Annotated in this window: 18 protein-coding genes and 2 tRNA genes; 8 read left to right on the forward strand and 12 right to left on the reverse strand. The window is 60.4% G+C overall.

Translation table 11 applies throughout. The features are described from left to right. Positions 1-5: 5 nt before the first annotated feature. Positions 6-176, reverse strand: a complete 171-nt coding sequence (locus tag AC1XOS_RS00100) for an RNA chaperone Hfq (RefSeq protein WP_481960179.1) — start codon at positions 174-176, stop codon at positions 6-8. A gap of 149 nt (positions 177-325) precedes the next feature. On the opposite strand from AC1XOS_RS00100, the gene AC1XOS_RS00105 reads away from it, so the two are divergent. From AC1XOS_RS00105 to AC1XOS_RS00130, 6 genes are all read left to right on the forward strand, one after another. Next, entirely contained in the window at positions 326-2278 is a 1953-nt protein-coding gene (locus tag AC1XOS_RS00105) for a DUF1553 domain-containing protein (RefSeq protein WP_481960180.1), read from the forward strand. Next, complete coding sequence (locus tag AC1XOS_RS00110) at positions 2278-3600, forward strand: DUF1501 domain-containing protein (protein ID WP_481960181.1); 1323 nt, start codon at positions 2278-2280, stop codon at positions 3598-3600. Before AC1XOS_RS00105 ends, AC1XOS_RS00110 begins: the two co-directional genes overlap by 1 nt. After that, on the forward strand, positions 3597-4682 hold the full coding sequence (locus tag AC1XOS_RS00115) for a WD40 repeat domain-containing protein (RefSeq protein ID WP_481960182.1): 1086 nt from the start codon (positions 3597-3599) through the stop codon (positions 4680-4682). Before AC1XOS_RS00110 ends, AC1XOS_RS00115 begins: the two co-directional genes overlap by 4 nt. Before the next feature lie 54 nt (positions 4683-4736). Beyond that, a tRNA-Arg gene (locus tag AC1XOS_RS00120) sits at positions 4737-4811 on the forward strand. Positions 4812-4838: 27 nt separating this feature from the next. Then, positions 4839-4922 (forward strand) — tRNA-Ser (locus AC1XOS_RS00125). Between the two features lie 533 nt (positions 4923-5455). Then, the gene (locus AC1XOS_RS00130) at positions 5456-6739 is read left to right on the forward strand and encodes a glycoside hydrolase family 140 protein (protein WP_481960183.1); all 1284 of its coding nucleotides are present in this window, start codon (positions 5456-5458) and stop codon (positions 6737-6739) included. Between the two features lie 3 nt (positions 6740-6742). Here the strand turns inward: AC1XOS_RS00130 and AC1XOS_RS00135 are convergent, their stop codons facing one another. Next, positions 6743-8086, reverse strand: coding sequence for an MFS transporter (locus tag AC1XOS_RS00135; protein ID WP_481960184.1), 1344 nt, complete (start codon positions 8084-8086; stop codon positions 6743-6745). Here AC1XOS_RS00135 and AC1XOS_RS00140 point away from each other — a divergent pair. Then, complete coding sequence (locus tag AC1XOS_RS00140; RefSeq protein WP_481960185.1) at positions 8085-8510, forward strand: hypothetical protein; 426 nt, start codon at positions 8085-8087, stop codon at positions 8508-8510. The two genes, AC1XOS_RS00135 and AC1XOS_RS00140, sit on opposite strands and share 2 nt — an antisense overlap. On the opposite strand, the gene AC1XOS_RS00145 is transcribed toward AC1XOS_RS00140, so the two are convergent. The 8 genes from AC1XOS_RS00145 to AC1XOS_RS00180 all read right to left on the reverse strand — a co-directional run bounded on the left by AC1XOS_RS00145 (position 8507) and on the right by AC1XOS_RS00180 (position 17884). Next, complete coding sequence (locus AC1XOS_RS00145; protein ID WP_481960186.1) at positions 8507-9235, reverse strand: metallophosphoesterase; 729 nt, start codon at positions 9233-9235, stop codon at positions 8507-8509. The genes AC1XOS_RS00140 and AC1XOS_RS00145 overlap by 4 nt on opposite strands. A gap of 14 nt (positions 9236-9249) precedes the next feature. Then, on the reverse strand, positions 9250-10068 hold the full coding sequence (locus AC1XOS_RS00150; RefSeq protein ID WP_481960187.1) for a CHAD domain-containing protein: 819 nt from the start codon (positions 10066-10068) through the stop codon (positions 9250-9252). A 115-nt stretch (positions 10069-10183) separates the two neighbouring features. Next, positions 10184-10399, reverse strand: coding sequence for a hypothetical protein (locus AC1XOS_RS00155; protein ID WP_481960188.1), 216 nt, complete (start codon positions 10397-10399; stop codon positions 10184-10186). 8 nt (positions 10400-10407) lie between these two features. Then, complete coding sequence (locus AC1XOS_RS00160) at positions 10408-11562, reverse strand: GuaB3 family IMP dehydrogenase-related protein (protein ID WP_481960189.1); 1155 nt, start codon at positions 11560-11562, stop codon at positions 10408-10410. Positions 11563-11746: 184 nt separating this feature from the next. Next, positions 11747-12940, reverse strand: coding sequence for a phosphoglycerate kinase (locus AC1XOS_RS00165; protein ID WP_481960190.1), 1194 nt, complete (start codon positions 12938-12940; stop codon positions 11747-11749). Between the two features lie 107 nt (positions 12941-13047). After that, positions 13048-14439: a formylglycine-generating enzyme family protein gene (locus AC1XOS_RS00170; RefSeq protein ID WP_481960191.1), complete on the reverse strand. Its 1392-nt coding sequence runs from the start codon at positions 14437-14439 to the stop codon at positions 13048-13050. 58 nt (positions 14440-14497) lie between these two features. Then, entirely contained in the window at positions 14498-15586 is a 1089-nt protein-coding gene (locus tag AC1XOS_RS00175) for a C45 family autoproteolytic acyltransferase/hydolase (RefSeq protein WP_481960192.1), read from the reverse strand. A gap of 18 nt (positions 15587-15604) precedes the next feature. Continuing rightward, positions 15605-17884, reverse strand: coding sequence for a RelA/SpoT family protein (locus tag AC1XOS_RS00180; protein ID WP_481960193.1), 2280 nt, complete (start codon positions 17882-17884; stop codon positions 15605-15607). 207 nt (positions 17885-18091) lie between these two features. Between AC1XOS_RS00180 and AC1XOS_RS00185 the strand changes: the two genes are divergently transcribed. Further along, positions 18092-18469: a hypothetical protein gene (locus tag AC1XOS_RS00185; protein WP_481960194.1), complete on the forward strand. Its 378-nt coding sequence runs from the start codon at positions 18092-18094 to the stop codon at positions 18467-18469. 53 nt (positions 18470-18522) lie between these two features. Here the strand turns inward: AC1XOS_RS00185 and arfA are convergent, their stop codons facing one another. Both arfA and purM read right to left on the reverse strand, forming a co-directional pair. Then, complete coding sequence (arfA, locus tag AC1XOS_RS00190; RefSeq protein ID WP_481960195.1) at positions 18523-20022, reverse strand: arabinosylfuranosidase ArfA; 1500 nt, start codon at positions 20020-20022, stop codon at positions 18523-18525. 27 nt (positions 20023-20049) lie between these two features. Further along, a complete protein-coding gene (gene purM / locus AC1XOS_RS00195) occupies positions 20050-21057 on the reverse strand; it encodes a phosphoribosylformylglycinamidine cyclo-ligase (protein WP_481960196.1) in 1008 nt (335 codons plus the stop codon). Positions 21058-21084 lie beyond the last annotated feature (27 nt).

Consider the following 21084-nt stretch of genomic DNA (forward strand, 5'->3'; position numbering starts at 1 on the left):
CTGCATCAGCCTTGCTTGTAGTAGACGATCGCGTGCTTGAACAGAGTCAGCTCACCGCCGTCGTCTGCGAGGACGTGGATCGTGGTCTCATCAAACCACTTGACCTGGCCGTTTAGGCTCTGGCCATTTGCCAGAAGGAAGGTCAATTTTGTCTGCTCATCGCGCAATCGAATCATTGCGGCGGAGCTTAGCTGAATGGTGGGCAGGCGGTCCCGGCTAGGGCCAAAATCCATAATCTATTCCTCATTCTCTCAGTACGGTGAAAGTGTGGCTATTCTACCTCAACTTGCCATCGGAGTGCCCACTTTGTGTTACTATAGAAGCTGTGTTGAGGTGTCCTCGTTTTTTTGCTTTTGCTATCGTCTTTTTCGCTTGGCTCCACTCAGGCGCGGCGCAGGCGCGTCAGTCGGAGAGTGCAGAAGCGTACTGGTACCGCCGTGTCGAGCCGGTGCTGGATAAATCCTGCCTCAAGTGCCACGCGGGGGTGCGTCAGCAAGGCGGGCTGGACCTGCGCTCGCTCCAGACAATTCTTCGGGGCGGCGACCAGGGGCCTGCGGTTGTCCCTGGCAAGCCCGATGAGAGCCGCCTTGTCGAGTATGTCGTCCCCAAGGCAGGTGTCGCCCACATGCCGCCTGATCCCAAAAAGCAGCTCAGTGCGGAGGCCGTCAAGACTCTCAAGACCTGGATCGCGATGTTGCCCCCGCGTGGCACGAAGTCGGTGCCAGAGTACATCGAGGCCTACCAGCGCACCCTGCCATCGCTGGGCACGCCACCGCTCACTCTAAAGCTCAGTGCGACCGCAACCATAGACTGGTTTCTACAAGCGAGCTGGAAAAAAGACAAGCTCGAACCCGCCCGTCTTGCCAGCGACTCTGTGTTTGCGCGGCGTGTCTATCTGGATCTAGCCGGGCGCATTCCGACCCAGAGTGAGCTGAGGCAGTTTGTTGGAGACTACCATGGGGACAAGCGCGAGCTCTTGGTCACCAAGCTCCTCGCTTCCGAGGACTACCCGCGCCACTTCCGCGAGGTCTTTGACACCCTGCTGATGGGGCGAGGCTCTGGCAAGAACGCCGCGTGGAGCGCCTATCTTGAGGAGGCCTTGCGCACCAACCGCCCCTGGAATGCGATTGTCCGCGAGATTCTCGTTGCCCGACCCACAGAGAGATCCCAGCAGGGTGCGACTTGGTTTCTGGCGGCGCGGAAAAACAACTACCAGGCCATCGCCGAAGCCGTCGCGCCAGTGGCCTTTGGGGTGAAGATCGGCTGCGCACAGTGCCACAATCACCCGCTCGCCTGGGAGATTGAGCAGCGACACTACTGGGGCTTGGTCGCGGCCTTCAATCGTGGCAAGAATGTCGACACGGACTCGGGCACCGGAATCTCCGAGAGCGCGATTGGCGGCTTTGTCAACTTTGCCAACCTCAAAAAAGAGTCCCAGCCTGCCGCGCTGGCTTTTCTCAACGGCAAGAGTGTCTCGGAGCGCATCCCGAGCGCCGACGAAAAAGAAGTGGACAAGCCTGAGCTCTATACCGTGCCCGCTGGGGCACGCACAGCAGCCGTCCCGAAGTTCTCGCGGCGCGAAGCCCTCGCCGACTCCGTGACTCGTGAGAATCCGCTCTTGGCTCGCGCTTTTGTGAATCGCCTCTGGGCCAAGCTAATGGGCCGTGGTTTTGTCCAGCCCGCTGATCAGCTAGACTCTAAGCACCGCGCCAGCCACCCCGAGCTTCTGGACTGGCTCGCCAAAGACTTTGAGGCAAGCGGCTACAATATCCAGCGCCTGGTGAAAAACATCGTCCTGACCCGTGCCTACCAGCTCGATGCCAAGATGGCAAGTAAAACTCTACCCCCGCCGGAGTCGTTCGCCCGAGCGCTGGAGAAACCGCTCTCTGCGGAGCAGCTCTTGCTCTCTCTACAGGTTGCGACAGGCAGTAAGGGCGATAGTGGCGAGCTGGAGCGTGGGTTTGTCAAGGCTTTCCCGGACCTGATGCCCGACACCTATAACCCGTCGCTCCAGCAGGCGCTCTTTCTGACCAACTCGCCTTTGGTAGAGAAGCTCCTCAAGCCCGCGCCTGGTAATACGACGGCAGCTCTTGCCATCCTCCCCACTCCCGAGGCACGCGTCCGAGGCGCGTTTCAAGCCGCGTTTGGCCGAGCACCCGACGCCACTGAGCTGGCACAGTGTCAGGCAGTTCTAAAAACGGCTTCGTCGCCCGAGCGCGGTGTCCAGAATCTCCTCTGGGCGCTCCTCACCAGCGCCGAGTTTCAGGTGAACCACTAATGACCGAAAAAGACGAAAAAGGCTGTACGCCCCCTGAGCATACGCTCCACCGACGGCTGTTTCTGCAAGGACTGGTCGGGGCGGGGGCAGCATCGGCGCTGAGCTGGACGGGGCTGTTCTCGCCCGCCGCGATTGCCGCTGAGGCCAAGCGCCAGGAGAAGCACTGCATCTTGCTCTGGCTCTGCGGGGCACCAAGCCAGTTCGAGACCTGGGATCCCAAGCCGGGGAGCATCTACGGCGGGCCGTTTCGCGCGATCCCGACCAAGCTTCCGGGAGTGCAGTTCAGCGAGCTGATGCCCAACTGCGCTAAGATCGCCGATAAGCTTGCCGTGGTGCGCTCGATGAAGACCAAGCCCAACGAGCACTTCCAGGCCATTGATTTACTGACACGCGGTGCGGCTCCCCGCGAGCCGTTTGTGCGTCCTATCTTGGGCTCGGTGCTCGCGCAGCAGCTTGGGCACTTAGATAGCCCGATTCCCAACTTCGTCTTTCTCGATCCCAATCCCAAGGGCAACGAGTTCGAGTCGTTTAAGGCAGGCAACTGGGCGGGCTGGCTTGGGGCGCAGTACGGCCCGGTGCGCGCGGGCGGCGAGTACAAGCTGGAGAATGTCAAGCGCCTCGCCGACAGCACCACGCAGGACTTCGAGCAGCGCGAGGCATTAAGAAAGTTCCTCACGAAAAAATACGAGAACGACCGAACCAGCGCCGCGGCAAGCTCCCAGAACGCGACATTCTCACGCGTCAAGGGTCTGATGAGCTGTGCGGATCTCTTTGATCTGGAGAAAGTCAAGCCCAAAGACCGCGAGCGCTACGGCCCCGGTACGTTTGGCCTGCACACGCTGCTTGCGCGAAACTTGGTGGAGAATGGCGCGCCGTTTGTGATGGTCGCCAACGGCATGCCCTGGGACTGCCATGTCTTCCAGCACGAGATCTACCAGATGCTGGTGCCGGAGACGGATCGTATTGTCGCCAACCTCATCAATGATTTAGACGAGCGTGGCCTTCTCGACAAAACCTTGGTGGTGGTGATGGGTGAGTTTGGCCGGACGCCGTGGCTCAATGCCGCCCGTGGTCGTGACCACTACCCGGATGCCTGGAGCCTGGCGATGGCGGGAGCAGGGATCAAGCGCGGCGTGGTTGTGGGCGCAACCGACGCTGATGGGGTGGACGTAGCCGAAAAGCCCTTTGATGAGAAGAATCTCTTCGCCACGATCTTCACGGCGCTGGGCCTCGATCCGTATGCCGAGTACGAAGCCGAGGACATCCCGACGTTTTATCGCGTTGAGGACAAGGCCGCCCCGATCCGGGAGATCCTGAAATGAGCGAGCTGAAATTAACGTCGCTAAAAGATATTAAGCTACCGACCGCCGTGCTTGCGCTTGCAGCCACGCCCGAGGGCAAGCAGCTCTTTGCTGCGTGTCTGGACGGCGGCGTCTACGCAGTGCCCGTAGACTCGGGCGTGCCCCAAAAGCTCGGTAAGCATGAAAGCTATGCCAGCGGCGTGCAGTTTCTCACCAAGACCAACCAGCTCATCTCGGCGGGCTACGATGGCACGCTCCGCTGGCTCTCGCTCACGGAGGGCAAGGAAACGCGCGTTGTCAAAGCCCATAGCTTCTGGTCGTGGAAGCTGCGCCTCTCCCCCGATGAGCGCTTTGTGGCCAGCGCAACCGGGCAGTATCTTGCAGGCGGCGAAAAGTACGAGCCCGCCAAAGAGCGCGAGCCTAGCATAAAAGTTTTCGACACAGAAACGGGCAAGCAAGTCGCGGCACTTGCGCACACGCCCCCCGTGCTTTCTGTGGCGTTTAGTCCGGATAGCAAACATATTGCGGCAGCGAATCTCATGGGGGAGGTTCGGGTCTGGGAGCTGGCGACCGGCAAGCAAGTCGCCGCTTGGACGACGCCAGACTTTACGTGCTGGGGGATTATCAAGAGCCACCATTATGTGGGCGGTATTTTTGATCTGGCGTTTAGCCCCGATGGTAAAGAGCTGCTGGCCTGTGGCATGGGCCCGATGGTAGATCCGATGGCGGGCAATGGCAAGCAGACCTGGCAGCGCTTTGCCTGGGCCGAAAATCCGCCGCGAAAAGTCTCGCAGATCCAAGATGCCGATGCCGGGGCGGGCCTGATGGAGGCGCTTCGCTTCCACCCTGAGGGCAGGCACTTTGTGATGGCCGGAAAGCTCGCACAGGGCAAGTGGAATGCCGCGCTCTTTGAGAGTAGCACTGGGGCCATGGCGCACTCGCTCGACTGCAAGATGCGTGTCACCGATGCCGCCTGGCTCACAGGTGGCACGCAGCTCGCACTCTCGGGCGCGACAGCGCAGGAGAAAAAGAACAAGGAGGGCCGCTACACGGACTTCGGCCGTATTAAGCTCTTTACGGTAGTCCCAGGCCTGGTGTCTTGACTCTGTGTGCAATCCACGATAGAATTTGACGCCTGTTGGTTTGTCAGAGGGTTTCCCGTTGTAGCTCAGCCCGGATAGAGCGGTCCCGTCCTAAGGGAAAGGCCGGGGGTTCGAATCCCTCCGACGGGATTTTCTGACAGTGTCCAAACACGACCTGGAGAGGTCGCATAGTTGGTCTAGTGCGTCCGCCTCGAAAGCGGATGAGTGCAAGCTCCGTGGGTTCGAATCCCACCCTCTCCGTTTTTTTACACTACTCGGTCATAAACACCATCTCCTATGACCCGCGAAACTGCCTATAAAACGGTAATTCCCCCCACGGCCCGAGAAAAGGTCACTGCGCGCGGACAAGCTCGCTGTCCTGTACGGGCAGAATACTAAATTGGGAAAGCGCTTGTCGGAATACGACTCTGGCATCCCAGTGGGCTTCCTGCAAACGAGTACGCCTTTCAAGATGGCAGCAAACACGGCTGGCAGTTTTTCTGGAACACCGACGGTAATCTGATCTCTGCACAGCCCTACGAACAGGAGCGACAACATGGCACCGCCTACCAGTGGGCCAACGATGGGCGACTGCTCGGTACCTATACCATGGACAAGGGGAACGGTCTCGATCTCTGGTGGTGTGAAGACGAAGACGGCAACGTCACCCTAGCGGAAGCCTGCACTTCACTCCTGGCTCCACAGCGAGCGTGCGCGCAAACATGAACAGGTGGGGTGTCTTCCATTAGGGGTTTCATAAGGACATTTTACCTCCCTTCAGGTATTCTATGGGCATGAACCTCTGCGTTACCGACAATGGCCGCTTTCTTCAGTGGGACGACCAGACCCCCTTTTTCTACCTCGCTGACACGGCCTGGGAGCTGTTTCACCGGCTGACACTCGACGAGGCCAAGCACTACTTAGAAGTGCGGGCGGAGCAGGGCTTCACGGTGATCCAGGCGGTTCTGCTCGCCGAGTTCGATGGGCTGACGGAGCCTAATCAAAACGGTGACCTGCCCCTTCATGACCTCGACCCGACCAAGCCCAATGAGAAGTATTTTTCGCATGTGGACGCCGTGCTGGACTACGCGGACTCGCTTGGGCTGATGGTGGGGCTATTGCCGACGTGGGGCGATAAAGTGGTGAAGGCATGGGGAGTCGGGCCGGTGATCTTCAACCCAACCAATGCCTACGCCTACGGCAAGTGGCTGGGGCTGCGCTATCTCCACCGCGAGAATATTCTCTGGATCAACGGCGGGGACCGCAAGCCGCAGACGGACGACGAGAAAGAGACGTTTCGTAAGCTAGGGCAGGGGCTGTGCGACGCCGACCCGAACCATCTCATTACGTTCCATCCCCAAGGCGGCTGTCACTCTAGCGATGATTTCCATACCGAAGACTGGCTCGACTTCAACCAGATTCAGTCCGGCCACGGAGCGCGGCGGATTGACAACGCGGCGATGGTGGACAAGGACTACGCCCTCACGCCCATCAAGCCGACGCTGGATGCGGAGCCGTGCTACGAGAACCACCCGATCAACTGGAAGCCCGACACTAGCCGCTTTCGCGATGACGATGTCCGTGCGGCGCTCTGGCGCTCCGTGCTGGCGGGAGCGTGCGGCGTGACCTATGGCTGTCAGGATGTCTGGCAGTTCTTCGACTCCAGCCGCCATCCCGCCATTGCCTTTTCCGACACGCACTGGACCGAGGCGCTGCACTTCTCCGGCGCGTGGCAGGTGCGGCACCTGCGCTCACTGATCGAGGAGCGCGACTTCACGACAGGCGTTCCCGCCCAGGAGCGCATCCTCACCGACGACACCGGCGCACGCTGCCTCACCGGCGACGGCTGGCTGCTCTGCTACTTCCCCGAGGGCGGCGAGCTCACCCTGAGTGTGGACGAGCTGGGATTTGATGTCGCCGCCGTGAGCTGGTACGACCCGCGCACCGGGATCGCCGTGGACGACGAGGAAGTGGACTGTGAGGACGAGATTATCGTCTCCTCCCCCACGTCAGGCCGCCACAACGACTGGGTTCTCTGCCTCGAAGCCACCGAGCTCGCCGATGAGGATGAAGACTAGCACTTATTTTGCTTTTTCATCCAGCGCTTCCAGCGAGCGGCCTTTCGTCTCGACAATAAAGGGGAGCAGAAACAGCCCGACAATCGGGACGCAGCCGACAATTACCAAGGCCTTGAAGGCGGCATCGAGCCCTTGCTGGGCGATCAGTCCGACCAGAAACGGCCCTGCGGCGGCGATGATGCGCCCAATGTTATACGTAAAGCCCGCTCCGGTGCCACGCAGGCGGGTCGGGAAGAGCTCGGGGAGGTAGTAGGTAAAGCTGCCAAAGACACCAAAGACCGTCAGGCCAATCGGGAAGTAGCCGTAGAGCCGGGTCGCGCCTGCCCAGGGGAAGGCAAAGGTTCCGATAATGCTGGCCGCGCCCAGCACAAAGTAGATCGCAAACATCGCCCGGCGGCCCATGAGCTTGGCAACGGGAACCGTGAGAAGCGTCCCGATCAGCCCCCCGAGGCAGAAGCTCACCAAGGCAATAGACTTCCAGCTCTCGACCAGCGCTTGCGTTTGTGGCTTATCCAGCCCTTGGAGCTTGGCCTGCGCTCCCGCCATCTGCGAGGCAATCACCGACGCGAACGTGTTGCAGCTCCACCAGGTGATTAGCGCGATGAGCGCCATCGCCATCCCACCGAGAGTGGCACGGCGCAGCTCGGGTGTGAAGAGCTCGGCAATAGTGGGGCTCTTCTTCTCGCTGGCCGCCTCCTGCCACTTCTCCGGTTCTTTGATAAAGAAGCGGATCACAAAAGCAACAATCGCGGGCAACAAACCGCAGGCAAAGACCCAGCGCCAGCTTGTCTCCGGGCTGTCTTTGAGCAGACCACCGACAATATAAAAACGCATGGCATCGGCGGCGAGCAGCCCCAGTGGTGCCGACGTGTAGAGAAGCGCCCCCGCCTCGACACGGCGCTTCTCCGGAACCACTTCCGCCACCATCGCCGCGCCCGCCGCCCACTCGCCGCCGATCCCAAAGGCCACAAAGACGCGGCAGAGCAGCAGCACCCAGATATTGGGTGCCAGCGCACACATCGCCGTCCCAGCCGAGTAGAGCAGCATCGTCAGGAGCAGCGTCTTGGTGCGCCCGAGCTTGTCGGTGATGCGCCCAAAGAGCACGCCGCCAATCGCCCAGAAGATCAGCAGCAGCGAGCCCATGATCCCGTTCCAGTACGGCACCGACGCCTTGGCCTCGGGGCTCCCAATCGCTTGCCCAAGAAGCACCGGGATCGCCTTATCCGCCACTAAGGCATAGAGAAGCCCGTCGAAGATATCAAAGCCCCACCCCAGCCACGCGGCAAAGAGCACGGTCCACTGATAGCCGTTCATGTCCAAAAAACGCCGTTGTCCACTTCCACTCATGCTGGGCATTATAGCGGAAAGTCAGACCCATGATAAAATCCTGTCCAATATGGGCTATGAACTTCACATTACCCGCGCTCCTTTTTGGATGCGATCTCAAGAAACTCCAATTACTCATGCCGAGTGGCAAGCCTATGTAGATGGCAATCCTGAACTCATCTGGGAAGGCTGGACGGATTGGAAGACTCTAGGACGAATACCAACAGCCGTTTGGCGGTCGGGTTCTTTGGAGGTGCATTTTCACTGGTACGAGGGTGAAGTTACTGCCAGACCTGCAAGTCGTGAAGGTATTCAGAAAATGGTGGCCCTCGCTGAAGCACTAGGTGCACAAGTTTTTGGTGATGAGAATGAGCGCTATGGCCCCGATGGTGAGGCTGTTTTTGAAGAATGGCCTGAGATGTCAGACGACCCAACCACAAGCTAGTTGTCGTAGCGCACGAGCGGAAAATCTCGGGTGGTCTGTCCGGGGAGGGCTTGCCAGATGTGGCGCTCGGGCATTTGCAGGGCAGTGAGGGGGCCGCTACGGCACGCGCCGGTGTCTATTCCTATCTGCCACGCTGAGACATCTGGTTCTGTTGTGGGCGTGTGGCCGTGGATCGTGAGCCGTCCCGAACGATCAGCGTACTCCAAAAACTCCCAGCGAATCCAGAGGAGAGTATCAGGCGATGTGTCTTCGACGGGCTTGCCGCGCTCTGTCCCGGCGTGTACCCAGACACAGTGGGCCAGCTCGGGGAAGCGTTCGGTGGGGGCTTTCCAGTAGGTTTTGAGCAGGGAGAAGTAGCGGGCTAGGTCAGCGGGGCACTCGCGCTTGAAGCACTCAGGGGGATCGCGCTCCCAGCTTTTCATCGTCTCGATCCCGCCGTTGCGAAACCAGTCAAAGTCGTCGTAGACAATCCGGCAGGGATGCTTTCCCGTGAGATAGGCCGCCGCCATGTCCTCGTGGTTGCCCCAGAGCAGCACGGTTCTGTCAGGAGCCGCGTCGTGCTCGGCGAGCAGGCGATTCACCACCCCGCGTGAGTCCGGGCCACGGTCAATCGCATCGCCCAGAAAGACCGTGATGTCCTCTGGCCCACGAGGAAGTGCCACCAGCAGTGTCTCCAGACGCGCGTCCATCCCATGAATATCGCCGATTGCCCAGACAGATGCCATGTCTCATTATACGGTTACGTCAGCTGTTGGAGAGTGGGCAGGGCGAGCTCCCACTGCTGGCGGAAGTTGTCGTAGTGCTGAGCGCGCTCGGTCTGAAGGCGACGGCGCAGAACCGCGAGGCTCTCTCGCTCGCGCCGACGGGGGCGAAGGCGACGCTTTTTCTCAGACTCCAGCCCGCGTAGCCAGAGGCGGAGAATATCCAGGTCGTGAATCGTCCCCAGCACGGTTTGCAGCGCCGCGACGGACTTCTTAAGCGCCTTCTCCGTCTCGGGGAACCGGCTGAGGGTGAAGCGCAGGCGCTTGACGGCGATCCGCAGCTCATGCAGCTCGGTGATGTTTTTCGGGTCGCGGATGAGCGTGTCAAAGCGCAGCGCATTCTCGGCGGCGAGGCTCACCTCCGCCCGAGTCGCGGAGGGCTCTTCGTTTGCCACGGTCAGCAGCGCTTTCTGCGCCTGACGGGCTTGCTCTAGCCACTTGCCCCCCACTTTGCCGCGTCGAACTCCCTTCATGGCCTGCGTGCGCCGCTTCTCCAGAACCCGCAGCGCGAAGGCAAAACCTCGGTGCTCATCTTGGGTCGCTGTGGCCTCTGCTGCCTTCAGGAGCTCTTGCTGGGCATCTAGATCGCGCACCACACCGAGCGAACGGGTGAGAGTTTGGGTACTGTCGAGCAGGCGCTGGCGGAGCTTTTGGGGAAGCATCGCCGTGGCAAGGGGAAGTGCTACCCGCAAGCGCCGCCCGGTCGTCCGCGCTGTCTTCACCGACACCGAATCGCCTTTCTGTGCCAAGGGAAGCGCCGTGCTCAGCCGCTCTAAAAGTACTGCGATAGGTTCCATAGAGCAGTGTACCGTTTCTGGAAATACAAAGGCACTGCTCATGGGTAAGGAAATAGCCATCTCCCCCTGCCCCCTCTTCCCCGACTTGCTCCTTCGTCGCGGGAAGAGGGGGGAGTCAGTCCTTGACTTCTTTGCTCCGGAGGCGCTTTTTAAGGCGCTCTACCGCTTCTGCTTTTTCAGGGCTGAGTGAGGGGAATGGCTTTCGGGTGGGAGCCACCTGTAGTCGCCAAAGCTCTCGATCTAGTTCGTCATCGGTGACGTAGTCAAGGCCCGCCTGCTTACGCTCGGCGAGCCATTGCTTTAGCTCGTGGGCGACTCCACTTACATCCACGGCACGATTTATCCGACGCCTTGGGCTCTTTGGAGTGACTTGCCTTCGTTGGGGAGGCTGGGCGCGACGAACATCTCGACGTGCTGCATCTCCTTGAGGTTGTGCGCTCCGAGCGAGCCCATGGAGAGCTTGAGCGCCCCGACAAGGTTCATCGTGCCGTCGTCTTTGTGCGCTGGGCCGTGGAGAATCTCTTTCAGCGAACCGGAGATCCCCACCTTGATGCGTGTGCCACGGGGCAGGTCAGGGCTCATGGCGGCCATGCCCCAGGAGTAGCCCGGTGCGGGCGCTTCGGCGGCGGCGGCAATCGTGGAGCCGAGCATCACGGCATCGGCACCCGACGCAATGGCCTTGGCGATATCACCCCCGTTGCGGATTCCGCCGTCGGTGATGATCGGGACATAGCGGCCCGTTTTCTCGAAGAAGTCATCGCGGGCGGCGGCGCAGTCGGCGGTGGCGGTGATCTGTGGCACGCCGATCCCGAGCACTTTCCGGCTGGTGCAGATATGCCCCGGCCCCACGCCCACCAAGATTGCAGCAGCGCCGGCCTCCATCAGCTCCATGGTCGCCTGATAACCGACCGTGTTGCCCACGATCACCGGAATCGGGCAGTTTTTGCAGAACTCTGCGACGGGAAACTCGGGCACGACCGAAGACTCAAAGCTCACACTGCCAACCGTGCTCTGGATAAAGAAGAAGTCCGCTCCGGCGGGAATGGCGGCCTCGGCGGCTTTCTGCGCGGAGTGCGGCGCGGCAGCCACGGCAGCAATTCCCCCCGCGTCCTTGATCTCCTTGATACGCTTTGCGATCAGGTCGGGACGCACAGGGGCGGCATTGTAGAGGCTCTGAATATAGGCAATCACGCCCTCACCATCGTGGTCGGCGATGCTCTGGAGGATCTCTTCGGCGTTCTCGTAGCGGGTCTGGATGCCGTCCAGGTTGAGCACGGCGATCCCACCCTGCTTGCTGAACTCTGCCGCAAGTCGTGGGTTGACCGCACCATCGAGCGCCGATGCCAGGATCGGAACCGCGATCTTACGACCCGCCAGCTCCCAGGAAACGTCCACGTCCCGTGCATCAATCACCAGCGGCCCTGGTGCCAGTGCCACCTCATCGAACCCGTATGCCCGTCGCGCTTTCCGACGCCCGCCCAGAACAATCTCCAAAATATCGCCTCCCGAATAATTAGGACTATCCTATCACACCGAACCCATCCCGCCGATCAGAACGGCGGGACTGGAGAGCGTCGCAGGCTCCGCTACGAAGGCCGTTCCGGCCATACAGAATTCTTATGGCCGGAACGGCCTTCGTAGCTTTAGCTCGCGAGTCCCGCCGCTCCAACCGGCGGGATTACTTGTCGTCGAGCGCCTCGACGCCGGGGAGCTTCTTGCCCTCTAAAAACTCCAGGCTCGCGCCGCCGCCGGTGGAGATATGGCTCATCTTGTCGGCAAAGCCCAGTAGCTCGACAGCGGCTGCGGAGTCGCCGCCCCCGACGATGGTGATCGCACCGTTTGCCGTTGCGGCGGCCATGGCCTCCGCGACAGCTTTGGTACCTGCGGCGAAGTTGGGGAACTCAAAGACCCCCATTGGGCCGTTCCAGATCACGGTCTTGGCCGTGGCGATGATCTTGGCGAAGGCCGCAGCGCTCTCCGGGCCAATATCCAGCCCCTCACGCTCGGCAGGAATCGCTTCGACACTCACGGTGATGCGCTCGGCATCGTTGGAGAACTCGGTGACGGTGACGCAGTCCGTCGGCAGGGCGATCTTCTCGTTGCCCAGAAGTGTCTTGCAGAACTCCAGCGAGTCGGCATCTAGAAGGCTCTTGCCGATCTCAAAGCCCGCCGCCTTCACAAACGTGTAGCCCATGCCGCCCCCAATGATCAGAGAGTCCACCTGGGGAAGCAGGTTCTCGATCACCGGAATCTTATCGGCGACTTTCTTGCCACCCAGAATCGCGACAAACGGGCGGGCAGGATTGACCACCGCGCCCCCGAGATAGTCCAGCTCTTTTTGCATCAGCAGGCCACTGACACAGGGCTTGCCTTGGCTTTTGCAGACCGTCGCCACGCCTTCGGTGGAGGCGTGCGCGCGGTGTGCGGCTCCAAAGGCATCGTTGACATAGATATCAGCCAGCGCGGCCAGCTTTGCGCTGAGCTCGGGATCGTTGCCCTCTTCCGCATCGGTGAAGCGCGTGTTCTCTAGCAGCGCAATGGCTCCTGCAGCAGGCGTCACGGTTGTGATTCCCAGCGGGTCGCTCTCGGAGGCCGTCGCGAGATTTACCGTCACGCCGGTGAGCTGTGCCAGGCGCTCTGCCACGGGCTTCAGGCTATACTTCGCGCTGATCTTGCCCTTGGGCCGCCCCAGATGGCTCATCACGGTCAGCGCCGCGCCCGCTTCTAAGAGCGCCTTGAGGGTCGGAAGCGCCGCCTCGATCCGCCGGTCGTCGGTAATGACCCCAGAGTCATCCTGAGGCACGTTGAAGTCCACACGAACCAGTACCCGCTTGCCCGCCACATCCACATCCGAAATCGTCTTCTTATTCATAGCGACATTATTGTACAGCCTTCTTCCCCCCTAACCCCCGCCCGGCGGGGGGACAATAAAGAAAAACCATGAGCGCCCGGGAGAGGAGGGTTGGGGCGGTGAGGTTTTTACTCTCGGACGATACGAAAGCCGACATAGGGGCTCTTGAAGCTGGGGAGGTTGCCGCCGCGCTGGCCGACGCGCTGCTTGGCGGGATCGAGGGCGAAACTACCGCCGCGTAAAACACGCTCGGTGGCGCTAGGGTCACGGGCAACGGGGTCGAGGAGTGAGCTGGTGGCGTAGAAGCTCTTGATGTAGCTATCCTCGCACCACTCCCAGACATTGCCGCAGACATCAAAAAGCCCCCAAGCATTGGGCGCTTTCTGCCCGACTTTATGGGTTTTCTGCCCAGAGTTGGCAAAGACCCAGGCGAGCTTGGGCAGGGTCTCCAGAGTGATCTCGCCCGTTTCGCCCATTTTCGTGGCGGGAAAGAGACCCGTACTTCCAGCCCGCGCCGCGTACTCCCACTCGGCCTCGGTGGGCAGGCGAAAGACCGCGCCACTGCGCTTGCTCAGCCACTGACAGTAGGCTTTTGCATCGTCCCAGCTTGTCGAGTCCACGGGCAGCTCGTCGCCCTTAAACGCCGACGGATTGGCGCGGAATTTTTTCCACTGCGCCTGCGTGACTTCGGTCTCGGAGATAAAGAAGGGCTTGGTAATCCGAACCGCGCGGGCGGGCTGCTCCTCACGGAGTAAGTTTGTCCAGAGTCCTGCTTTTTGTAAAACGCTCTTTTGCGGCTCAGTGAGCCCGCGTGTGAACGTCCCGGCGGGAATCTTGACAAACCAGATGCCCCCAAAGCGTGCCCGACCGAAATCGGGGATTCTGGTGGGATCGCTGTCGGCAGCATCGAGTACCAGGCCGGGCGGCGGTGGATTGGGTGTCCCTGCCACCAGGTTCACGTTGCTAATCCAGAGCGTCGGGTTTTCGGGCGTGGTCTTGGCGATGGAGAAGAGTAGGAGGTTTTTCTCGGGATCGGGGGCGCTGGCGGTGAACTGGACCGCGAAGGGCTTGTCGTCGGTGGTGAGCTTAAAGCTCTCCTCCAGCCCGATACCGCGCACGACGCCTTGGCTGTCTGCCGTGGTGGTGGCAGCGAGAGGGAGCACGTACGGCTGGCTGGCACGGGCCGTGAACCACAGGGTGTAGGTCTCGCCGTCTTTGAGGCCTTCCAGCCGATGGCTGAGCCGCGCAACGGTTCCGGGGCGACGGGCGAGATACTCCAGCCGCATGGTCTCACCTTCATAGCTCACCGACGGCCCATCGCCCACTTTTTTGGGCGTCACTTCCCACCCTGAGCCACTTCGATCGCGCAAATCGGAGACGAGGCCGCGCTTGGGGAACTTGACCACAGGTGGCTCGACAAACCCGACGAGGCTATAGTTGTTCTTGGCGTAGAACTCGCCCCGCGCATTGTTCTCGCCGCCGCCTTTTGCCGTCACGTGGCAGAAAATGCAGGGCTTCATCTCTTTTTTGGCATAGCCCGGCGTCGCGTGGGCCGACACACTGGCCAGAAAGAGAGTACTAAAGAGAAAAAGTCTGGTAGTCGCTCTGATCGGGCGGGCCGTCGGTGAGGTGAAGAACCTTTGCGTCCAGATCCATAACCGCGCTGGTAACCGTGACATAGTGTTGCTCCGGGGGCTCGGCCAGATTCCGGTGGCGACAGAGCCCAAAAGGGTCATCGAGCGTGTCGCGAAGTGCTGTCTGGATTTTCTCCAGTGTGGTCGGCTTTGCGGCTAAGAGCAGCTCTGCCAAGCGGGCTTCGCGGCGGCGCGAGTAGATACGGCGAGGGTTGGGAGGCTCGGTGAGGCCGAGCGCTTCCGGGTTGACAAAGTGATTGGCATGGGTCAAGACACCGTCCACGGGCATCAGCATCCCTTCGGTGTCGGGTGCAGCTTCGATGTCTAAGACAAATCCGGGTGGCTGTGCGATCAGAAAATTTGTCGAACAGGCGCGGGGCTCGCTCGTAATCACCGAAACCGCGTCGTTGAAGTCCCGCTGGCGTAGAATCTCGTAGAAGCGCACGTGGGCGGGCTTGTTAAAGCGTGTCCAGTCGTCGTCGGTGGTGGTGATCCCATTGATCGCCAGCCCGATTCCCTCCGAGTTGAAGCCCAGCTTCGCCCCCACAATCCCGGACTCCGTAAACGCCAGCGTCTGCAAGCCATCCGGCTCGTGTGTGTGCAGAACCGCGCCCTGCACCTCCGGAATCCAGTCCCAGTTCTGCCCGATAATCAAGTGCCCCTCAGTGGTCGCCTCAGGGAGCAGGGCAAAGAGCGTACAGCCATCGGCCTGCGCCTCACGCGCCATGGCCATCTTGCCAAACTGGTAGTAGAGAATCTCGTAGCGGACGTTCAGCGCGACAATGTCCAAAAACTCGAACCCGCCGCCCTCAGCCACGCCCTGCATGCCCGCAAAATAATCTGGGCTCTGGCGCTCGATATGCGTTGCGTACTGCGCCGCAATCTCGTGGACTTGCTCGCGCTCCAGCAGCGTCTCACGCAAGAAACGATCAAAGTACACCGCGATATTGGCCGCGACCCGGTCTTTGAGCTGTGCACCGTGCTGGCGGCCTTGCTCCAGAGCGGAGCCACGAAGGGTTACAAGAGGAAGCATTGTCGCTATTGTACCTACTTAACTTCGCTCGACGGGCTTGGGGTCTTCCGCACCAACGCCTAAGCGATGAATGGCAAGTAGGTCTTCGAGGGAGTGGAGCTTGCGCACGAGGGCTTCGACATACTCCGCCGACGGGGCTTCAAAGTCGAGGCGCAGAACAGCGATCCCTTTGGCGCGGTCCGAGCGGGTATTGATGCCTAAGATAAAGACTTTATTCTCCGAGAAGAAGTCGGTGACGTCGCGCAGGAGGCCCGTGCGGTCGAGGGTCTCGATAATCACGCCGGTCTCGAAGCGCTCGGTCTCTAGTGGGTGCCAGTCTATCGGGCTGAGGCGCTCGGCTTCGTAGGCGGCGACATTGGGGCAGCCCTCGCGGTGGAGGATCATTCCCCGACCACGGGAGACGTAGCCTAAAACCTCATCGCCGGGCAGCGGCAGGCAGCAGCGGCCACGGGTGATCGCCACGCCATCCACACCGCCCGGAGCCAGCGCGAGTTTTTCTTTTCCGCGTGGCTTGGAGAAGTCCTCACTGGTGGGCTTTTTCTTCTCTTTCTCCAGCTCCGGGCGCAGGCGATTGACCACCATCCCCAGCGCCACATCCCCAAAGCCCAGCGCGGCAAAGAGATCGTCCACGCTCTCTTTATTCAGCAAGTTGGCCAGCGGGAGCATCTTCTTGCTGTCTTTAATCACCGCGGTTGAGAGCCCAAGCCGCTCTAGCTCCTCCATGAGGCGCTCACGGCCTTGCACGAGGTTGTCGCTGTACTTGAGCTTGCGGAAGTAGTTCTTGATCTTGCCACGGGCATGGCCGGACTTGGCGTGCATGAGCCAGTCCAGCGACGGCGTGGCCTGGGGACGCGTGAGCACTTGGCAGATGTCACCGTTCTGGAGCTTGTAGGAAAGATTGACGACGCGCCCATTGACTTTTGCCTGCACCAGGTGATCGCCCACATTGGAGTGTACGCGATACGCAAAGTCAATCGGGGTTGCGCCCGCCGGGAGATCCAGAACATCGCCCTTGGGAGTGAAGACAAAGACCTGATCCGTAAACAGATCGGCGCTGGCGCGGGAGAGGAACTCACCCGGGTTGGCCTCGGCCTGCTGGGCATCGAAGAGCTGGGCGCGCAGAAAGGCCATCTTGCGCTCAAAGACATCTTTGCCTACTCGTGCGCCCTCACCCTGCTCTTTATATGCCCAGTGCGCCGCGACCCCAAACTCGGCGGTCTTGTGCATCTCCCAGGTGCGGATCTGCACTTCGAGCGGCTCGCCACGCGGCCCATAGACTTTCGTGTGCAGGCTCTGGTAGAGGTTGGCCTTACGCTTGGCGATGTAGTCGTCGAACTTGCCGGGAATAGGGAGATAGGTCTCGTGGATCACCCCCAGAGCGCCGTAGCACTCCGGGACGGTCTGCGTGATCACCCGAAGCGCAATAAGATCGTAGATATCGGTGAGCTCCAGCTCCTGCTTGATCATCTTGTTGTAGATGCTCCAGAGGTGCTTGGGGCGGCCCTGAATATCCACCTTGAGACCGGCGTGCGTGAAGCCATCGCGTAGCTTCTGGATCGCATCGCGGATGTCGTCCTCGCGCTCTACTCGCGTGCGTGCAATCCGCTCGCTTAGCTCTTTGTACTCGGTGGGATAGAGGTACTTAAACGCCAGGTCTTCGAGCTGCCACTTCACCTGCCAGATCCCGAGGCGGTGGGCGAGTGGCGCGAAGATCTGCATGGTCTCTTCCGCCACTCTTTGCTGTCGCTCGGGGCGCAGCCCTTGAAGGGTGCGCATGTTGTGCAGGCGGTCAGAGAGCTTGATGACCATCACCCGAAAATCGCGGGCAGTGGCCAGTAAAATTTTCCTTAAGTTCTCTGCGGACGAGTGCGTCTCCAGGCGCTTACGGCGGCGCGAGTCCACTTTCCCAGTCTCTGCCTCTTTGGCGGCGGCTTCTTTGGCAGCGGCGGCGAGCTCGGGAGCGAGACGCTCAAAGTCTGCGAGCTTGAGCTTGGTAACCCCATCCACTAAGAGCGCCACTTCTTCGGAGAACCGCTCCTTGATCTCGTCGCGCGTGACGCCACAGTCCTCGATCACGTCATGGAGAAAGCCCGCCGAGATACTCGCCTCGTCCATCTCCAGCTCCGCGAGAATATCGGCGACGGCAACCGGATGGATAATATAGGGCTCGCCGCTCTTGCGGAACTGCCCCTCATGCTTCTGGGTTGCAAAATCGTGGGCGTGCCGAAGGAGCGCCACATCCGCGTTGGGGTTGTAGCGTCTCACTCGCTCTAGGATACTCTCTAGACTTGCCAGCATCGGTAGCGAGCATTATAGTCTATACGGCTAATTCTCGCCTCATTCTCCTGCAAAAAATCTGGTGTGAGCTGTATAGTGTGAAATTTCGTCTAATGAATTATTTTTCAGGTCTAAAATTAGCATCCATGTATTTTTCCTGATATAACTTGGCTATTACCTGTCGAGGAGAAAATTAGTCCTCTTTTATCAAGGTAGAAATGAGAAAACATGGGAAGACGACCTAAAGTATTGACAGAAGGCGCAGAAGCCGCCGCAACGACGCCTGTGGTACGCCGCCGCCGCCGCACGACCGTGGATCATGCCGCTCAAGGACAGATCCTAGTGGCCTCCTTACTGAGTTCACGCGGTGAGCGCGGTGCAACGCAGGAAGAAGCGCTGGCAGTGGTGATGTGGGCACGTGGAATCCACGACGAAGCCGCAGAACTCAAGGCTCTCTCAACACGTGTGCGCCGCGCCAAGACCGAAAACGCCGCCGAGCGCCAGATTGCGCTGATGCTGAACCAGTCCCTCCTCGACGGAGTGATCTCGGGTTCGCTCGCGGTAGATGTCAACGAAGCCGGTGGCATCACCTTCAGCCAAGCCTAAAAAGACAAAAAAAACGCCCCGCTTGAGAAAGCTCAAGCGGGGCGTTTTTTGTTTTATATTCGCAGACGAATCACGTTCCAAGACGCCGCTGGAAGCGTGGCTTTGAGCGTCTCGCCGCTGACGGTTGCTCCGGTTGCCGCTTGCGGCACGACATTATCGGGGCTCTGCTCGGTGTTGACCGCTTTTAGATCGGCGTGGTGCATGGTAATCCACTCCATCACCTCAGCCTTGCCAAAGCCATGGAGCGTGGTGGTCAGCTCCAGTGGCTCGGTGAGGCTGCGGTTGATCGCAAAGATCGTTAATTCATCACCAGACTCGCTCACGACGGCAGATGTTGCCAGATACGGCGCTTTGTCGCGGCTTTTTGAGTCGTACGTGGGGGAGCTGATAGCGGTGCGCAGCGCGGTGCCACGCCCGTACTGGGAGCAGTGCTGGAGTGGGTAGAAGATGGTCTGCCGCCACGCGCCGCCACCAGGCCGGGTCATGATCGGCGCGATCACGTTCACAATCTGCGCAATACAGCCGATCTTGAGGCGATCTGCGTGTTTCAGCATCGCCAGTAGCATCCCACCGACCACCAGAACATCCTCCATGTTGTAGATGTCCTCAAGCTGGGGCCGGACATCGTCCCAGCGCGCCCCAAGCTGGCCCCAGTCGCCGCTGTGGTACCAGACATTCCACTCATCGAAGCTCAGGTTGACGGTCTTCTTGCTCTTCTTGCTTGCCTTCACCGCATCACAGAGCGCCACAGCCTCGGCGATAAAGTCGGCCATGTTCTCGGTCTCGGCCAGAAACGCGGGGGTGTCATTGGCGCGGTTGTTGTAGTACGTGTGCAGCGAGAGGTAGTCCACGTTCTCGTAGCTCTCTTGCAGCGACTCCCACTCCCACTTGCCGAAGCTGGCCATGCCGCGCCCCGATGAGCCACAGAGAATGGTCTCGATACGGCCATCCACCCACTTCATGAGCTTGGCTGTCTCGTTGGCGACACGCCCGTACTCATAGGCTGTGCGCGAGCCCATCTGCCAGGGGCCGTCCATCTCGTTGCCCAGACACCAGACCTTGATGCCATAGGGATCGGCCACACCGTGGCTCTTGCGCAGATCACTGAGCTGGGTGCCGCCGGGATGGTTGCAGTACTCCACCAAGCGCCGCGCATCGTCGGGGCCGCGTGTGCCGAGATTCACCGCCATCATCGCCTCGGAGCCCACTTTTTTGCACCAGCTCATGAACTCATTGGTGCCAAACTCGTTGGTCTCAGTGATTCCCCACGCCAGCTCCAGCCGCCTTGGACGCTCCGCGCGTGGCCCAACGCCGTCTTCCCAGTTGTAGCCGCTCACAAAGTTGCCGCCGGGGTAGCGGATAATCGGCATGGAGAGCTCTTTGACCAGCGAAATCACATCCTCGCGGAAGCCCTCGTTATCAGCCGTCGGATGGCCCGGCTCGTAGATTCCGGTGTAGATATGGCGTCCCAGGTGCTCCGCGAAGCCCCCGTAGACGCGCGGGTCGATCTCAGAGAGGACGAAGTCCTTGTCCAGTGTCAGCGTTGCGTTCATAAAGACAGTTTACAAAATAATCGAGGCTTATGCCAGCGTCACCTCATGTGCACCTGCCGTCACCGCACCGATCACGCTTGCAGTCTCACCCGAGGCGCGGAGCGTTGTGAGCGTGGCATCGGCGTGCTCGGGGGCGACCACGAGCACGAGGCCGACTCCCATATTAAACGTCCGGTACATGTCTGCCTCGGGGACATTACCGATGCTCTGGATACGCTCGAAGATGGGAAGCACCGTGAAGCTGGATTTCTGCACCACCGCGCCGCAGTTTTCCGGAAGCGAGCGGGGGATATTGTCGTAGAAGCCGCCGCCGGTGAGATGCGCCATGGCCTTGATAGTGTCGCCGGCGTCGAGAATCGGCAGGATCGCGGGGGCGTAGCAGCGGTGCGGCGCGAGCAGCTCGTCGGCGACCTCCTCCACCGGGAGCTTACCGATCTCAAATAAGACTTTTCGGGCGAGCGAGTAGCCGTTGGTGTGCAAGCCCTCCGACGCCAGCCCGATGAGTACATCACCGGGCGCTACTTTATCCCCCGTAATGATCTTGCTCTTGTCCACCATCCCGACAATGCAGCCCGCGATATCGTACTCGCCCTCTTGGTACATCCCCGGCATCTCCGCTGTCTCGCCGCCAATTAACACACAGCCACTCGTGCGGCAACCCTCGGCCAGACCCTTCACCACATCGGCTGCGACAATCGGGTCCAGCTTGCCGGTGGCGAAGTAGTCGAGAAAGAACAGCGGGCGTGCGCCCTGCACCAAAATGTCGTTGACACAGTGCCAGACCAGGTCGCGGCCCACGGTATCGTGCTTGCCGGTCATAAACGCCACTTTGAGCTTGGTGCCGACGCCGTCCATGCTGCTCACCAGCACGGGCTCGCGCATGCCGCCAAAGTTGGGCTGGAACATGCCACCGAAGCTGCCCACATCTGCCAGAACACCGTCGTTAAAGGTCGAGCGAATGTGCTGCTTCATCCGCCGCACCGCCTCGTTGCCCGCATCAATACTCACACCGGAATCAGCATAGGTCACGCTCATAAAACTAGCTCTCTTCTCCTCGAAAAG

It is taken from the genome of Armatimonas sp. (assembly GCF_964826245.1).

Excerpts from the sequence above, each read along its gene's own strand:
- AC1XOS_RS00100 (WP_481960179.1), bottom strand. The coding sequence starts at position 176 with ATGATTCGATTGCGCGATGAGCAGACAAAATTGACCTTCCTTCTGGCA.
- AC1XOS_RS00110 (WP_481960181.1), top strand. The coding sequence starts at position 2,278 with ATGACCGAAAAAGACGAAAAAGGCTGTACGCCCCCTGAGCATACGCTC.
- AC1XOS_RS00115 (WP_481960182.1), top strand. The coding sequence starts at position 3,597 with ATGAGCGAGCTGAAATTAACGTCGCTAAAAGATATTAAGCTACCGACC.
- AC1XOS_RS00130 (WP_481960183.1), top strand. The coding sequence starts at position 5,456 with ATGAACCTCTGCGTTACCGACAATGGCCGCTTTCTTCAGTGGGACGAC.
- AC1XOS_RS00140 (WP_481960185.1), top strand. The coding sequence starts at position 8,085 with ATGCTGGGCATTATAGCGGAAAGTCAGACCCATGATAAAATCCTGTCC.
- AC1XOS_RS00135 (WP_481960184.1), bottom strand. The coding sequence starts at position 8,086 with ATGAGTGGAAGTGGACAACGGCGTTTTTTGGACATGAACGGCTATCAG.
- AC1XOS_RS00145 (WP_481960186.1), bottom strand. The coding sequence starts at position 9,235 with ATGGCATCTGTCTGGGCAATCGGCGATATTCATGGGATGGACGCGCGT.
- AC1XOS_RS00150 (WP_481960187.1), bottom strand. The coding sequence starts at position 10,068 with ATGGAACCTATCGCAGTACTTTTAGAGCGGCTGAGCACGGCGCTTCCC.
- AC1XOS_RS00165 (WP_481960190.1), bottom strand. The coding sequence starts at position 12,940 with ATGAATAAGAAGACGATTTCGGATGTGGATGTGGCGGGCAAGCGGGTA.
- AC1XOS_RS00170 (WP_481960191.1), bottom strand. The coding sequence starts at position 14,439 with ATGAAGCCCTGCATTTTCTGCCACGTGACGGCAAAAGGCGGCGGCGAG.
- AC1XOS_RS00175 (WP_481960192.1), bottom strand. The coding sequence starts at position 15,586 with ATGCTTCCTCTTGTAACCCTTCGTGGCTCCGCTCTGGAGCAAGGCCGC.
- AC1XOS_RS00180 (WP_481960193.1), bottom strand. The coding sequence starts at position 17,884 with ATGCTGGCAAGTCTAGAGAGTATCCTAGAGCGAGTGAGACGCTACAAC.
- AC1XOS_RS00185 (WP_481960194.1), top strand. The coding sequence starts at position 18,092 with ATGGGAAGACGACCTAAAGTATTGACAGAAGGCGCAGAAGCCGCCGCA.
- arfA (WP_481960195.1), bottom strand. The coding sequence starts at position 20,022 with ATGAACGCAACGCTGACACTGGACAAGGACTTCGTCCTCTCTGAGATC.
- purM (WP_481960196.1), bottom strand. The coding sequence starts at position 21,057 with ATGAGCGTGACCTATGCTGATTCCGGTGTGAGTATTGATGCGGGCAAC.